The sequence below is a fragment of the Acetobacterium sp. genome, from assembly GCF_030652775.1.
Lineage (GTDB): Bacteria > Bacillota > Clostridia > Eubacteriales > Eubacteriaceae > Acetobacterium.
The window spans coordinates 1-14,708 of the sequence record NZ_JAUSPS010000016.1 but is presented as its reverse complement, the minus strand read 5'-3'; the positions used below and the strand labels follow the sequence as shown (position 1 = coordinate 14,708).

Below are 14,708 nucleotides of genomic sequence, written 5' to 3'. Positions count from 1 at the left end.
AAGAAGATTATCGATGACCATATGGTAAAACTGGTCATTGACGGTGAATTACCATAAGAAAAACTGTTTTTCGTTGAATGAACAAAGCCATGATGATCACACATTATGGCTTAAAAACAACCACGTTCAGGCATGATATTCGTCTGTTTCAGGCAAATATGCAGAGCAGTTTCAGGCAACGATAGACAGCTATTACAATCCTTGTCATTTTGTCGCTTGGATTTTTCACTTAACATTATCTTCAGGATTCTCCTGTTCCTCATAAGAGCCTATGCCATGCTCCTGGAGCCTTTACGCCGACAGCCATCTGACCAGTAATCAGGTTTCCGTCAGACTTATCCCAGTTGTGCCCAAAAACAGCTGGTTTTGACTGTATTTTGTATTAACGACGCTTCTTCGGTCTCTTCACTTTCGTTCAGCTTCATGACACTCACCTGACTGATTATTCAGCCTTTTCCGTTTGCGCTCAGTACCATAACTTTTGATTACAGCACCCAAAGGCGGTTTGAAACCCACACCTGAATGTCGATTTCGAGAGGTCTACTCTCATCTCTTATAAAGCATGAATTCAGATTTTCTTCTTTCCTCCTTTCACTTCCTGAATCCTTCAGGACACACTTGGACGCTTACGACTAAAGAGCAAATGCAAAAAGCCTCCGTCCGATTTAATCAGACAGAGACTTCACAACGCAAAACATTGTTTGAGTTTTCATATTAATAAGTACCTAATACGCATTCAGAATAAAGGAAACAATAAAAGCTCGATCCACCCTATTGGGCGCCTGAGCCAGCACCTGTCGAATCTTGTCTATTAAAGAGCCTTTGCCTTAGCTATCGCAATCCTTAAAAATTCATCTTGACTTTGAATATGTTCAAATCCTGTGTTTCTCGTTTCAAAAGCTATCGCACCTTTGTAATCAATTGTCTTCAATTTTTCTGAAAGTTTGTTCCAATCGATGTTTCCCGAAAACGGAAGTGCATGCATATCCTCTTTACTGTTGTTATCGTGCAGATGTAAAGCCATAAGTTTATCACCATATAAACTGAGTAAGTCTAGGTCTGAAGAATATAAATGATGATGTCCACTGTCATAACAAAATCCAAGCCTCTTTGATTGAATTTTACTAAATATAAATTCTAGATACTGAGGACTTTTCATGTTTTCCAAGGCGATATTGATGTTCAAGCTTTCCGCCCTGTCAATAATTCGTTTTAGTCGCTCTATTCCAGTATTGGATACCGGTAAAGGCGTTTTGCCGTTTGTGGGATGTATAACTAAAGTTGGTATCTCATAAGTACCACAATCCTCAATACAGGTGATAAGCTTTTTTGCATATTCATGCCCGACTGAATTATCTTCCCATAAAAAATTCGCATCAATATAGGGTGCATGAGCATTTTCAACATATAACCCCGCTTCCATAGCATACTGGGGAAAGTCTTTGTAGTCGCTATCGAACTGATCTGTCCAAAGCAACATCACACCAGTAAATCCTGCTGATTTGATAGCATTCATTCTTTCTCGTGGAGAAAGATTATAACCGAACCAATCAACAATCGTATAGTTTCTCAATTGAACTACCTCCCACACAAAGATAAATAATCAGAAATTTTAATTCCTGTCCGTCATTGTAAACTTCTATCATCATTAAATAACTGCATGCCCATCCTGTATTCCTATTGATCGCATACAGGTTCGGACGAACCCTATAATTGTCCCTCAGGTAATATCCGATGCATAAGAAAATTTATTTTGATAAGCCAGCCAAAGATTTTCCATGACATTGCTATTTTCCACTTCATCAACGATCAACAGCATATCGGTTCTAAATTCATCTATCCTACTTCGCATACCCAGATATAACGCAAGAAATCACCATTTCTATTTTTCCCAATTTTACAATGATCTATGATTTTGAGATTTTCCTGTACGAGTTCATCTCTTATATCTTCTGATGAAGCCAATACGATTTTTTTTGAAATTCTTATCGCATTCCTAATGATTTTTAATTGATTTTCATCATTTTTAAGGCTGAAATTACCATATGGAAGATCTACAATGGAAGCATCAAAACGATCATCGATATCCTGAATATCTCCAGTAATAACCTTTGCTTCATAGTTAAAATATCTCAAGTTTTTTCGTGCATTTTCAGCAGTTTTACTATTTATTTCACACCCTATAATATCATATCCTGCCCAAATACCTTCTAATAATACCGTCCCGACACCACAACATGGATCGATTAATCGTTTGGATGTATCGCCATTCCCCGCAATATTTATAAGAACTTTTGCAGTACTTAGACCGATAGAACTAGAATACGAATTCGGTTTCTTATTGTGCTTTTTCCAATAAAGACTTCTCTCTGTTAATTTTCCAAAGTACCAGTTCCCCTTATAAAAAGTAATTCCAAATATAATTTTAGGTGAAGTATAACAAGCAAGCCCCTCAATAACAAGACCTATTGCTTTGCAATACTCTCGTCTTTTCGTAAAGTGCGGGTCATCTATTCCCAATTCCATATATTTAACCATGAAATCTGATGCTGTTATCTTAGCTTTCGTTGTCAACTCTATAAGTTCTAAAAACGTTGAAGCCTCGTATATAATTTCCAACCTGCTTTTTAAAAATGGACTTATGGAAGGATGAACTTTTCTACTTTCAAAAAAGACTTTTCCTTTCAAATCGAACTTAAAAAGAGAGCGCACCTCAATTTCACAACTTTCTTTTTCATAAATAGGATAATTTAAATTATAAATGAACCGTCCTGTTTTCATTTGCATCACCTCATGGTTTATTTGATGTTTCCGATTCCGTGTTTTGGGTTCACTTCCACCTCTGGCATAGGACGAATCTAGAAGTGGGGGGTGCGGACCTTTTCTTAGACTTATGCTAGCAATCTAATTTGCAACGCCAATGTTAAATCATTTCAGACACATTATAGTATCCCTCAATACTAAGAAACATCGTAATCACTCCCGTTTTTTGATTATACCACTTTCGTTGTAAAAACGCCTAATTCTAATTAATATTCTTGACTGTACTTTCAATTTTCATAAATACGTCAACCAGTTTGTTGTCAAATTGAGTGACGCTATTTTTTTGAATCTCTGCAACTGCATTATCATGACTAAATCGCTGTCGATATGGCCGATCTGTCGTCATTGCATCATAGGTATCTGCAATGGCAAGGATTCGTGAACCCAGTGGAATTTCCTCACCTTTGATCCCACATGGATAACCATTGCCTGAGAACCTCTCATGATGGTGTCGAATAATTGGTAAGGTTTCAGCAAGAAAACCGACATTACTAAGGATATTAATCCCGATAACCGGATGCTTTTTAATAACCTCGTATTCTTCATCCGTCAGTTTACCATTTTTATTCAAAATATGATCGGGTATCCCTATTTTTCCGATATCATGGAAAAGCCCTGCATATTCAAGAATTTTTAAATTTTCTTCTGTCAATTTCAGTTCTCTACTTAAAAGCATGGCGATTTTCGACACACGTTCGGAGTGACCTGCTGTATAAGGATCTCTTGCATCAACAGCATTGGATAAAGCAAATACTGTATTTAGATAAGCATCATCAAGCCTTTTCAGAGATAATTCTATTTCAGACTTTTGATTAATAAGTTTCTTATTTTGATTCAGAAGCGTTTGTGATGTTTTATAAAGTATACCAACTAGCAATAAAAAAAGAATAAGAAATCCACCAAAGACTGTCAATGCTATCACTTGTACGATCATTTTTGCATGTTCACTGATGTTTTTTTTAAGGATTTGCAAAACAACCACACCCTCAACTTTACCGTCATAAATGATCGGTTCATAAACATTTATGATAAGCTTGCCCTTATTCTCATCTTTCGCATTATTGAGTGCATAAGCATCCGAAACGACGAAGGGAACCTCACGATTAAATATTTTTTCAAGATCTTTTTTGTCCGGTGGTTTACCAGTAAAATCAGAATTATCGGACATGATCACTTTTTCATCCTGATTGATGAGTATGATTGATTGAATGTCATATAAATCCATGGTTTCAATGATATTTGACATAATTTGAGATGACTTGGTTTCGGATATGTTATCAGTAAAGTCTGTTTTTGCCAGGTTGTTTTTAACAGCCGTATTGATTGTAACCCTGGTCACTTCTTCTAAATTTCCCAGTTTATCATTTTTAATATGTCCATATATAACCAAGGAAAGGACAATGCCCATTAATATAAATGCGAACATACTATATAAGGCAAAAGTCCTTATTAACGGATATCTTTTCATAAATACCACCTTTCAGAAATACTGGTTTAATCATATCATAGACACCTGCATATGATGGAATTGTCATTTGTCTATCTTATCGGCTAAATCAATTTGAGGATTATCTTTTTTATTTTAATATTAGTTCTTATAACTTTACTAAGGTATAATGGCGCTTTATTTGCATACCAACGATCATTCAAAAAACGCAAAGGGGGCAGTGCCAAATAAAACGCTCTGCCCTTTTTTCCATTTCTTATTATATAGCTTCTGCAACGCTAATTTTTTTATACTCTTCTTCACCGATTGTACCACGTGCATAGCACACGAACAAAATTTCAAGAGCATTATCATCGCCTGAACCAGCTTCTGATACCAGGTGCGATTTGATTTTTTTGAAATCTATTCTCCATTCACTCTTAGTATTAAAATGTTTAATCAATTTTAAGGAGTTTCGCATTGATCGCTACCACAATTGTACTTACTGACATTAAAGCAGCACCTAATGCGGGACTAATTACTATCCCTTGATAATACAGGATCCCAGCTGCTAAAGGAAGTGCTATTATATTATATCCTGTAGCCCAGATCAAGTTTTGAATCATCTTTTTATAAGTTGCTTTTGAAAGCTTTAAAATCGTTACTACATCCAGTGGATTACTTTGTACCAGAATAACATCTGCCGTTTCGATGGCAACATCTGTTCCTGCTCCGATGGCGATACCTAAATCCGCTTTTGCCAGTGACGGTGCATCATTCACACCGTCACCAGTCATCGCTACGAACTTACCTTCTTTAATAAGTCCGTCAATTTTGGATGCTTTTTCTTGGGGCAATACCTCCGCAATTACTGTATCAATCTTTAATTTATTTCCCACATAAGCGGCGACTCTCTGATTATCACCGGTTAATAGGATAGTTTCAATATCCATGGACTTTAGAATATCAATCGCTTCCTTTGCGGTAACTCTGATAATGTCTGATAATGCAAGATAGCCAAGGAGAGTGCTGCCATCTAATATAAATACAACGGTTTTACCCATCTGAGCGAGATTTTCGTAATGATTTACGTCAAAGGTTATCTTTTCAGACCGCATATAACCAGGACTTACGACCATAATGTCTCGACCATCCACATCGGCTTTTAGTCCCTTACCTGGCAAATTCTGATAATCTTTTACTTCCTTCAACCTAAGGTTTAATCTTTTTCCTTCATTTACGATTCCCTGAGCAATGGGATGTTCCGAGTTTGATTCGACTGAACAAGCAAGTAAAAGGAGTTCATCCTGCGATATGCCAATCGCCTTGATATCAGTTATCCCAAAGGTACCTTCGGTCAAGGTTCCGGTTTTGTCGAAAACCACGGCATTCAGTTTTCGCGCATTTTCAAATGCTGCCCGATCTCTGATTAAAAGACCTTTTTGCGCACCGATGCTTGTCGAAACAGCCGTTACCAGCGGTACGGCCAAACCTAATGCGTGAGGGCAGGAAATGACAATAACGGTGACTGCGCGCGTAACTGCAAAATTCAGATCTTGTGAGATAATCATCCATGCCAAAAAAGTCAATGCTCCGGCAATCACGGCGATATAAAACAACCACTTGGCTGCTTTGTCTGCCAATCGTTGGGTATTGGATTTTGAATCCTGGGTTTCGCGAACAAGTTTTAACACTTGTGACAGAAAGGTGTCTTCTCCCACTCGCGACACATTAAATTTCAAAATCCCTTCACCATTGATGGAACCACCGACGATTTCATCGCCTTTTTCTTTTTCAACCGGAACTGATTCTCCCGTAATCATCGACTCATTCACTGCTGACCTGCCATCATAAACTAAACCATCGATTGGAATCTTTTCACCCGGCTTGACAAGAATAGCATCCCCGGCTTTCAATTGTTTGATCGGAACATCAGTGATTTCACCGTTGACCGTTATCTGGTGTGCTTCTTCAGGCATCAGTTTAACCAGTTCATCCAATGCCCTCGACGCTCCCATCACAGATCTCATTTCAATCCAATGACCTAAAAGCATGATCACAATTAATGTGGCGAGCTCCCAAAAGAAGTCATCGCCGTTTATCACAAACACCGTTAGGGTACTATAAATATAGGCAATTGTGATCGAAAGCGCGATGAGGGACATCATTGCTGGCGATTTTTTCTTAAGCTCGTCCCTGGCACCTGTGAGGAAAGGTTTTCCACCGTAAATAAAAAGTATGGTTGAAAGACCAAACAGTAAATAGGAATCTCCGTTAAAACGCCAATCGACGCCGATAAACATTTGGATCATTGGCGATAAGAGTAATATCGGTACCGTAATAATCAAAGCGATAAAAAATCTTTTTCTAAAATCCGCCACCATCATTGAGTGATGATCATCATGTTCGGTATGTTCTCCATGCTCTGGAAGAGGATGGTGTGAATGCCCCATTTCTGCCGGGGAAACCGGTCGATCTGCTTGAGGCATTTGATTCATTTTCCCCTGAGCATGATTATGCGTATGTTCATTATTGTTTTTCGGATTTCCTTTGTTTTCCGTAGGTATATGATCTTTATGGGCATGATGGGTTCCATGGTCATCACCCACTAATGCTCCTTCAGATTGAGTCTTATGGGGATTCTGAGTTGTATTCTCTTTGTCCATCTCATTCACATCCTTTCTTTCTCAATAATATATAAAACCCGATCACAATTTAAAAACTGAAAACGGGTTATCTATATGTTTTCTGCAAAGTAATTGGACACAAAGAAACCCTTCGTGTTTGTGTTTTAAATCATCGCTTACGCAAACCATACCAAGAACTTCTTTTTAAAGCCAACACTTTTTTCATGTGGTTAAACGATCGTTTTTAATCGACAGTTATGGCGCTTACTGGACACTCATCCTGAGCTTCAATCGCACAGGCTTCATTTTCCGACGAGATTACATCGGCAATCACTTCAGCGATACTGTCATTGTCCATTTCAAACACATTCGGACAAACTGATTCACACAAACCACACCCAACACAAGTATCCCGATCAACAATTGCTTTCATCATGGAACCTCCATAGTTATATTTAAACAGCTGCTTTTTTTCAGAAACAAAAGTCAATTAGACTCCAATCAGAAAAACAGTTTATTATTTTAATTACCCACAACAATCAAATCCAAACATTTTCTGAATTGAACGTTAGTATGTAATCTGCCACTTTCAGTTAGTATTCGCAGGTGGCAAAATTTCAAAGTTGTAAGGAACCAGGGTGGTGCACTTGTTTATTCAGAAGTTCAGCTCGCAACGAATAGTCTTTAATTAATTCTGAAAATGTTGATCATTTCTTTCCCGAAGGCTCTACCTATGTTCGCGAGAATAAAATATCTGCTTGACATAATCATCTAAATGTAAGGAAGCGCTTGATTAAAATATTCCGTGCAAATAACCTCGAGAATCGTCGTTTTCACGATTTTTGCCACAGTTATGCAACACTACTATTCGAAATTAGGCAAACCGGCAAAAACTGTCCAGGAACTGCTGGGCCATAGCAATGTGAATATCACATTGGGAACCTACACCCATGTATTAGAAACACAGAAAACCAAAACTGATTCTCTAATTGATGCACTTTATGATACGGAGGAAATTGCAAATGTTATCTTTATCGGTTAAAATTCGGTTAAAATATAAAAAATCCCATCCACAAGAAACTTGCGAATGGGATTACACTGCGATGTATGGCGTGCCCTGAGGGATTCGAACCCCCGACCTTCCGGGTCGTAGCCGAACGCTCTATCCAGCTGAGCCAAGGGCACGCATATCGTGACCTAGGATACTTCCGTTGGCCACGAAAGTTATTATAGCACACTCAGATCCAGAATAAAAGTCTTTTTTTGATAATTTTGTGTAATTTTTCAAAAATCGTGGTGATGTTTGTTTTTGTACTCTTCACGCTCCTCTAAAATCTCCGCTTCGGTTTTGCGGCGAGGCATAAACCGTTTGGCAAATTTACCCTTGCTGCGGTTCTTAATATAAAAATAACCGAGGATTGAAAAGGTCACCGCTCCGATAAAATTGACAAAAAGGTCATTCATGGTATCGTACAAACCGATATCGATGTAGCCCCCATAATTCCAGGCTACCCCATTGACCACCATACTATCGATGGGCATCACCACCGCCACATTTTTTCCCTCGGGATTGAAGAGCACCGAACTGATCACGGTCTGAATGGAATCCTTTTGCATATCAGTTTGAAAAAACATATCCATGCCAAACTCAAAAAACTCCCAGACCACTCCCACCGTCATCGAAAAACAGAATGCTACCAGAGCTACAAAAATCGGCGACAGCGAAAAGGTTACTTTTTCATTCCGGTTAAGGATGTCAATCATCGAGAAGCCGATAGCCGCACAGAGAAACCCGTTGATGGTATGGAGCATGTCATCCCAGCGGTCAAAAATCAGGTAATATTCATTGATTTCCCCTAAGATCTCGGCTCCAAAGATAAACAAGAGCACGATGATCTCGAGGGTTCCCGGCAGAACAATATTCATCCGTTTATTGAGAAAATTGGGAATCATAAAGAGGATCAGGGTCAGCACACAGAGAAACACGTTATTATAATTCCGGTTGAAGATCTCGGCAATTAAGACAATTACCACCAGAATCCGCAGGGAAATATAAACAAAAGCCTTGATTTTATTTTCTCTGGCCTCTTGCCAGAAATCCCTGAGATGCTCAAGCAGCCACATTTTTTTATTAGTTTTCGTTTTTGTCATCGGCATTCACTTTCATTATAGTAGTGTTTTTATCATTATAGCATCATTTGTAATCAGTTTACAATTATAATAACTTCACTTATAATGACTATATTCAATAAACTAAACCAAGGAGTTTTCACTTATGAAATTTTACCTTTGCATTGATGACACTGACAACCTGGATTCTATTGGAACCGGGACCATCGCCGAACAGATTCAGGAAAAAATCATCCACCAGGGCTATGGTCCCTGTTCCCTGGTGACTCGACACCAGCTTTTTATTCACGAAGATATCCCCTACACCTCCCATAACAGTTCCATGTGTTTTTGCGGCGAAGCCCCGGATGATGCCCTGGCCGCCATCATCAGCCTGGCCGCCGAACATCTCGATACTGTTGCCGCAGTCGGCTCCGACCCCGGACTTTGCGTGCTGGCCTATGATGAAAACTGTCATTATGATGAGCTAATGGAATTTGGCATCGATGCCAAAAAAACAATCCTGACCAAAAATGACGCTATGATCTGCGCCCAAAACCACCAGTTACATCTGTCCGAACATGGCGGCACCGGCCAGGGCATTATCGGTGCTCTGGCTGGGGTAGGTCTGCGGCTATTCGGCTACGATGGCGAAATAAAAGGGGCTCTAAAAAATGCCGAGATCAACCAAACCTATCCTGTTTCTGAATTAAAAAAGCTTCCCGAAGTTCAGCAGGTATTAGACCTCGCCGCCAAAAAGCCCTTAACCGACGCAACCCTTGTCAATATGTGTAATCGTACAAAAACAGTGCTGTATCAAAACCAATACGTGCTTTTTGTCCGCAAAGACGAAAACGATCAGTATACTACCCTGCCCAAATCCGAAATCCGCAAACTGGGAGATCATTTCTATGTCTGATCAAGCCCAACTTCCCATGGACGAATGGGAACACGCTCAGACCATGGCATTGAGCTGCTCCGAATTTAAGCAGGACGTGGAAGAAGAATGGCTCGCCGAGGAAACCGTTTCCTGCTATAATTGCCGCTACCGGCGCTTTGTCGGTTCGGGAATTCGATGTATGAAATCTTTATTTAATTTTTAGGAGGAAAAACATGAAACTAAGAAACTTTCCCAAAACAATCCTGTCCTTATTATTGATTGGCTTGCTGGCTTTTGGTCTCTGCGGCAGCGTGATGGCAGGCAGCGGTGACGGTTCCGGCGGCGGCAGCGGCGATGGTTCCGGTGGTGGCAGCGGCAACGCTACTGAAACAACCACGGCACCAGGCAGTGGTGATGGCACCGGCGGCGGCAGCGCCGAACCGCTGACCATTGTCACCGTCAGCCCTGCCGACAAGGCCACTGATATCGCTGTGGATGCCCCGATCAAACTGGAATTCAGCAAAAACGTGGCCTATGCTACGGTTCGTGATACCAACCTCAAAGCCGTGACTCTTTGGGCCGGTGATCAGCCGATCAAAGCCGAAATCACTATGGCCGATGATCAATTGAACCCGGATCTGCGCAATTTCATCAACATCGTGCCTGGTGAGCCTCTCCAGGAAGGCACGGTTTACACCATCAAGGTTGATAAAACCCTGAGCTCCAAAAGCGGGGATGTTCTGACCGAACCCATTGCCTTAACCTTTACCACCGTTGACACAATGGAAGTTGCCAGCCAGACTGCCACTGAAACCGCCAGCAGCAGTTCCGGCATCAACACCACCTGGATCATCATCGGAATCCTGCTAGTCGTCATCATTGTCATTGGGGTAGTCGTTATCCGACGCAAAAAAGCCTGAATGTCATCACCAAAAAAGACGATTGTCACGATCATTCTGATTCTGCTTCCCGTCCTCTTTTTCTTTGGGACCATCTGTATCGGACGCTATTACGTTTCTTTAACGGACATCTTTCTGACCCTATGGCAAGGACTCACTGGCAACAACAGCGGGTTGAGTTCCGAAACTACCACCGTGATTCTGCAGATCCGCTTGCCCCGAGCCTTTCAAGGTGCCATGGTGGGTGCAGCACTGGGTGCCAGCGGAGCCGCTTTTCAAAGTCTCTTTCGCAATCCCCTGGTTTCCAGCGGCATCCTGGGGGTTTCGGCCGGAGCCGGCTTCGGCGCCGCACTGGCTATTGTTTTATTCAATACGGTTTTTTTGACCCCCTTGTTTGCCTTTGTCTTCGGGATTTTGGCGGTGATTCTCAGCTATTTCGCCGGAAAAATCGACAACACCTCGACCACCATCACCCTGGTGCTGGGCGGCACCATTATCCAATCGATTTTTTCCGCTCTGATCTCGCTACTCAAATACCTGGCCGATACCGCCACTCAGCTCCCAGCCATCACCTTCTGGCTGATGGGCAGTCTGGCCTCAACCAAAACCGCCGATGTCTTTCTCGCCCTGATCCCGATGGTTCTGGGTATGGCCGGGATGCTGATCATGCGATATCGGCTCAACGTCCTGTCTATGGGTGATCGAGAGGCTCGCACCCTGGGGATCAATGTCATGGCCAATAAGGCCGCCATTATCGGCTTTGCCACCCTGGCCACCGCCGGAGCCGTCTGTGTCAGCGGCATCGTCGGCTGGATCGGTCTGATCATTCCCCATGTGGGGCGGATGCTGGTAGGCAATGATAATAAATGGCTGGTGCCGGCCAGTATGTCCCTGGGAGCCTGTTTTGTTATTTTCTGCGACACCCTGTGCCGTAGCCTGACCGGTGGCGAAATCCCCTTGGGGATTGTGACTGCCCTGATTGGCGGTCCGTTTTTTATTTACCTGCTTAAAAAAACCAAAGGAAGGAGCTGGTAATGACCTTGTTACGTTTAAATAACCTGAGCTTTGGTTACGACCCACAGCGGCTGATTTTTGAGGACATCAGTTTTGCTGTCCACCCCGGTGAAGTCTTTTGTATTATCGGCCCCAACGGCTGCGGTAAAACCACCCTGATCGACAGTATCCTGGGCATCAACCAACCCCAACAGGGAACGATTGAAGTGAGTGGTACCCATCTTGCCCAACTGAAACCCCGGGAATTTGCCCAGCACATTGCCTATGTTCCCCAGAGTCACAGCAAAACCTTTCCCTATACCGTCCTGGACATTGTCGTGATGGGTCGAACCTATGCCACCAGAGGCTTTGGTTCGCCAGACTCCAGCCAGCAACAACGAGCCCGGGAAAGCCTTGACCAGGTCGGCCTCAAGGGTTTTGAGGAACGGCTTTATACCGAACTCAGTGGCGGCGAACTGCAGCTGGTACTAATCGCCCGAGCGCTGACCCAGGACGCCAGAATCATGGTACTGGACGAACCAACCGCCCATCTGGATTTTCGCCACGAGCTGATGGTGATGGAAATCATCACCAGGCTGGTCAAAGAAAAAGGTCTGACCATTGTGATGGCCACCCATTTTCTCAACCAGGCCTTTTATCTTGAAAATGCAGCGGTGCCCACCCGGGTCGCCCTGATGAACCAGGGTAAAATCGAAACCATCGGCACTCCCTCCGAGGTGATTACCAAAAACAACCTCAAAGATGTCTTTAAAATCATTTCCATCACCGGCACCACCGACGAAGAAGGAATTCAACGGAAATTTATCGTGCCGTTAAAAAATCTCCGCTGATCGGCTTAATCTACTACTCATCAAGAAAGGATCACTGTATGCCTAAAAAAACGAGCTCTCTCCTCACCTGTCTGCTGATAGTCGCTCTGCTGGTGGTCACCCTGAGCGGCTGCCAGACCCAAAATTCCACTGCTGCGGTGCCGACTAAAACGATTGTGGATTGTCTGGATCGGGAGGTGGTGATCCCGGCTGATCCTCAGCGGGTGGCCTGTCTTTATGCCTCAACTGCCCATATCATGGCGATGCTGGGTCAGGAAGGCAAGATCGTCGGCATTCCCAATGGGATCAAGCGGGATGTGTTGATGTCCTATAAACGGCCGGATATCGGCTCGGTGTCAGTGCCTTTTAATGATGGCGCCATCAATATTGAAGAACTGCTGGCCACCAACACCGATCTGGTGCTGCTGCGTCAAAGCACCGCCGCTAATGCCGGAGAAATCGAAAAACTCGACAAGGCCCGAATTCCCTGGGTGGTGATTGATTATGCCAGCCTAGCTGGTCTTCAAAAAGCCGTTACCGTCACTGGCCAGGTTTTTAATCAGGATGAGCGAGCTGCCGGCTATAATGCTGCGGCGGAGCAAACCCTGGCACTGATTTCCCAGCGGGTCAGCAGTCTGCCGGAGGCCACCCGACCCCGGGTTTACCATGCTGTCAATGAGGCCGCCCGAACTGACCTGGCCGGAGATCTCTGCAGCCAGATCACCACCGCCGCTGGCGTCATCAATGTCTCAACCCAGGGCGGCAGCCTGATCACCGATGCTGAAAAAACCATGACCACCCTGGAGCAGATCTACAGCTGGAATCCCGATGCCATCATTGCCAATGACATCAATGCCAGCAAATATATGCTCACCGATCCCAAATGGTCAGGATTAAAAGCTGTGGCCGAACAAAAGGTCACCACCCTGCCGGTCGGCGTCACCCGCTGGGGTCATCCCGGTTCGATGGAACCCCATATGGCGGCCTTATTTATCGCCAAAACCTTTTATCCTGATCAGTTTACCGATGTGGATATGACCAAGACCGTTAAAGACTATTATAAACAATGGTTTGATCTGGATCTTAGCGATACCGATGTGGCGGCCATCTTATCTGGCGAAGGGATGCGACTGGCTAAATAAGTCTGCCCACGCCGATCATAGAAAAAAGGATTCCCAGCTGCATAATGCCGGGAATCCTTTTTTAATCTCAGCAGGCATCCACAAAGGCCTGGAGAATTTTTAACGTATTTTCATCCTGTTGCCATAAAAACTCGGGATGCCATTGCACCGCCAGCCCAAAGGCAAGGTTGCGGATTTCCACCGCTTCCACCAGGCCGTCACCGCTTGCAGCAGCAGCAATCAGCTGAGGTGCTAATCGGGCAATGGCCTGATGATGCATACTGTTAACCCGGATCGTTTCCGTCCCAATGATTTCATATAACCGGGAATTCGTTTCGATGCTGACCTCATGAACGGGATATTCATAGTTATTTTGTTGAAAATGCCGGATCGGCAGCTCCCGTTTTACCTGCTTATTGATATCCTGATAGAGTGTTCCCCCCAAGGCAACGTTAATTAATTGAAGTCCCCGGCAAACCCCCAAAATTGGTTTATCCCGATCCATCACTGCCCGTAGCAGCCGCAATTCCAACTCATCGCGAGGCGGGTAGATCTCGTCGCTGTATTTAAGCAAGGCTTCCCCATAATACCGGGGATCGACGTCCTGACCGCCGCTGAAGACAAATCCATCCAGTCGGTCAGCAATGGCTTCAATATCCTCGTCACAGTTTAAAATTGAAAGAATCACCGGAATTCCGCCAGCCGCAGTAATGCCCTCCGGATATCCCGGGTACATCCAGATACTTTTCTTAATACTGTCATATAATGGTAAAATCCCGATTAAGGGCTTTTTTTCTGCACACATTTTTTATTTCCTCGTTTCTTATCCCAGGTTAAAGCTACGGTTATTTAAAAATGATAACCCAGTACCGACAATTTTTACATCATGTTGTTTGCATCGGGGCGAACACGGCGAAGCCTGTCCGATCCCGCAGCAAACAACAGATTAACAATTGGTCGGTACGGAAGCTCACCGATGACCTCAACCATTGATACTATT

At 43.2% G+C, this 14,708-nt stretch carries 14 protein-coding genes and 1 tRNA gene; 7 read left to right on the top strand and 8 right to left on the bottom strand.

All coding sequences use genetic code 11. From position 1 onward, the window contains the following. Nucleotides 1–811: 811 nt before the first annotated feature. From Q7J41_RS03530 to Q7J41_RS03510, 5 genes are all read right to left on the bottom strand, one after another. Nucleotides 812–1,573, bottom strand: coding sequence for a sugar phosphate isomerase/epimerase (locus Q7J41_RS03530; protein WP_304885292.1), 762 nt, complete (start codon nucleotides 1,571–1,573; stop codon nucleotides 812–814). A gap of 263 nt (nucleotides 1,574–1,836) precedes the next feature. Further along, entirely contained in the window at nucleotides 1,837–2,781 is a 945-nt protein-coding gene (locus tag Q7J41_RS03525) for a TRM11 family methyltransferase (protein WP_304885290.1), read from the bottom strand. A gap of 244 nt (nucleotides 2,782–3,025) precedes the next feature. Beyond that, on the bottom strand, nucleotides 3,026–4,291 hold the full coding sequence (locus Q7J41_RS03520) for an HD-GYP domain-containing protein (protein ID WP_304885289.1): 1,266 nt from the start codon (nucleotides 4,289–4,291) through the stop codon (nucleotides 3,026–3,028). 413 nt (nucleotides 4,292–4,704) lie between these two features. Then, entirely contained in the window at nucleotides 4,705–6,915 is a 2,211-nt protein-coding gene (locus Q7J41_RS03515; RefSeq protein WP_304885288.1) for a copper-translocating P-type ATPase, read from the bottom strand. Between the two features lie 205 nt (nucleotides 6,916–7,120). Next, nucleotides 7,121–7,312, bottom strand: coding sequence for a ferredoxin (locus Q7J41_RS03510; protein ID WP_370650976.1), 192 nt, complete (start codon nucleotides 7,310–7,312; stop codon nucleotides 7,121–7,123). Nucleotides 7,313–7,729: 417 nt separating this feature from the next. On the opposite strand from Q7J41_RS03510, the gene Q7J41_RS03505 reads away from it, so the two are divergent. Beyond that, nucleotides 7,730–7,918: a hypothetical protein gene (locus Q7J41_RS03505; protein WP_304885286.1), complete on the top strand. Its 189-nt coding sequence runs from the start codon at nucleotides 7,730–7,732 to the stop codon at nucleotides 7,916–7,918. Between the two features lie 66 nt (nucleotides 7,919–7,984). On the opposite strand, the gene Q7J41_RS03500 is transcribed toward Q7J41_RS03505, so the two are convergent. Further along, nucleotides 7,985–8,061, bottom strand: a tRNA-Arg gene (locus Q7J41_RS03500). Nucleotides 8,062–8,160: 99 nt separating this feature from the next. Then, nucleotides 8,161–9,027, bottom strand: coding sequence for a hypothetical protein (locus Q7J41_RS03495; RefSeq protein WP_304885284.1), 867 nt, complete (start codon nucleotides 9,025–9,027; stop codon nucleotides 8,161–8,163). A 124-nt stretch (nucleotides 9,028–9,151) separates the two neighbouring features. Here Q7J41_RS03495 and Q7J41_RS03490 point away from each other — a divergent pair, with 124 nt between their 5' ends. From Q7J41_RS03490 to Q7J41_RS03465, 6 genes are read left to right on the top strand one after another with little or no spacing between them, the layout of a single operon-like run. Next, nucleotides 9,152–9,904 carry a hypothetical protein gene (locus tag Q7J41_RS03490; protein ID WP_304885283.1) on the top strand — a complete coding sequence of 251 codons (753 nt, stop codon included), beginning with the start codon at nucleotides 9,152–9,154 and terminating at the stop codon, nucleotides 9,902–9,904. Beyond that, nucleotides 9,897–10,088: a hypothetical protein gene (locus Q7J41_RS03485; RefSeq protein ID WP_304885281.1), complete on the top strand. Its 192-nt coding sequence runs from the start codon at nucleotides 9,897–9,899 to the stop codon at nucleotides 10,086–10,088. The genes Q7J41_RS03490 and Q7J41_RS03485 overlap by 8 nt, the downstream gene beginning before the upstream one ends. A gap of 10 nt (nucleotides 10,089–10,098) precedes the next feature. Next, nucleotides 10,099–10,785, top strand: a complete 687-nt coding sequence (locus Q7J41_RS03480; RefSeq protein WP_304885280.1) for an Ig-like domain-containing protein — start codon at nucleotides 10,099–10,101, stop codon at nucleotides 10,783–10,785. After that, nucleotides 10,786–11,799 carry an iron ABC transporter permease gene (locus Q7J41_RS03475; RefSeq protein ID WP_304885279.1) on the top strand — a complete coding sequence of 338 codons (1,014 nt, stop codon included), beginning with the start codon at nucleotides 10,786–10,788 and terminating at the stop codon, nucleotides 11,797–11,799. After that, on the top strand, nucleotides 11,799–12,608 hold the full coding sequence (locus Q7J41_RS03470) for an ABC transporter ATP-binding protein (protein ID WP_304885277.1): 810 nt from the start codon (nucleotides 11,799–11,801) through the stop codon (nucleotides 12,606–12,608). Before Q7J41_RS03475 ends, Q7J41_RS03470 begins: the two co-directional genes overlap by 1 nt. Nucleotides 12,609–12,646: 38 nt before the next feature. Then, entirely contained in the window at nucleotides 12,647–13,729 is a 1,083-nt protein-coding gene (locus tag Q7J41_RS03465) for an ABC transporter substrate-binding protein (protein WP_304885276.1), read from the top strand. Nucleotides 13,730–13,796: 67 nt separating this feature from the next. Here Q7J41_RS03465 and Q7J41_RS03460 read toward each other — a convergent pair whose 3' ends face one another. Continuing rightward, nucleotides 13,797–14,513 carry a gamma-glutamyl-gamma-aminobutyrate hydrolase family protein gene (locus Q7J41_RS03460; protein ID WP_304885274.1) on the bottom strand — a complete coding sequence of 239 codons (717 nt, stop codon included), beginning with the start codon at nucleotides 14,511–14,513 and terminating at the stop codon, nucleotides 13,797–13,799. Nucleotides 14,514–14,708 lie beyond the last annotated feature (195 nt).

What these genes read in the sequence shown, in the direction of transcription:
- Q7J41_RS03490 (WP_304885283.1), top strand. Translation starts at nt 9,152, where the DNA reads ATGAAATTTTACCTTTGCATTGATGACACTGACAACCTGGATTCTATT.
- Q7J41_RS03525 (WP_304885290.1), bottom strand. Translation starts at nt 2,781, where the DNA reads ATGAAAACAGGACGGTTCATTTATAATTTAAATTATCCTATTTATGAA.
- Q7J41_RS03470 (WP_304885277.1), top strand. Translation starts at nt 11,799, where the DNA reads ATGACCTTGTTACGTTTAAATAACCTGAGCTTTGGTTACGACCCACAG.
- Q7J41_RS03465 (WP_304885276.1), top strand. Translation starts at nt 12,647, where the DNA reads ATGCCTAAAAAAACGAGCTCTCTCCTCACCTGTCTGCTGATAGTCGCT.
- Q7J41_RS03505 (WP_304885286.1), top strand. Translation starts at nt 7,730, where the DNA reads ATGCAACACTACTATTCGAAATTAGGCAAACCGGCAAAAACTGTCCAG.
- Q7J41_RS03480 (WP_304885280.1), top strand. Translation starts at nt 10,099, where the DNA reads ATGAAACTAAGAAACTTTCCCAAAACAATCCTGTCCTTATTATTGATT.
- Q7J41_RS03510 (WP_370650976.1), bottom strand. Translation starts at nt 7,312, where the DNA reads ATGATGAAAGCAATTGTTGATCGGGATACTTGTGTTGGGTGTGGTTTG.
- Q7J41_RS03515 (WP_304885288.1), bottom strand. Translation starts at nt 6,915, where the DNA reads ATGGACAAAGAGAATACAACTCAGAATCCCCATAAGACTCAATCTGAA.
- Q7J41_RS03520 (WP_304885289.1), bottom strand. Translation starts at nt 4,291, where the DNA reads ATGAAAAGATATCCGTTAATAAGGACTTTTGCCTTATATAGTATGTTC.
- Q7J41_RS03475 (WP_304885279.1), top strand. Translation starts at nt 10,786, where the DNA reads ATGTCATCACCAAAAAAGACGATTGTCACGATCATTCTGATTCTGCTT.
- Q7J41_RS03495 (WP_304885284.1), bottom strand. Translation starts at nt 9,027, where the DNA reads ATGACAAAAACGAAAACTAATAAAAAAATGTGGCTGCTTGAGCATCTC.
- Q7J41_RS03485 (WP_304885281.1), top strand. Translation starts at nt 9,897, where the DNA reads ATGTCTGATCAAGCCCAACTTCCCATGGACGAATGGGAACACGCTCAG.
- Q7J41_RS03460 (WP_304885274.1), bottom strand. Translation starts at nt 14,513, where the DNA reads ATGTGTGCAGAAAAAAAGCCCTTAATCGGGATTTTACCATTATATGAC.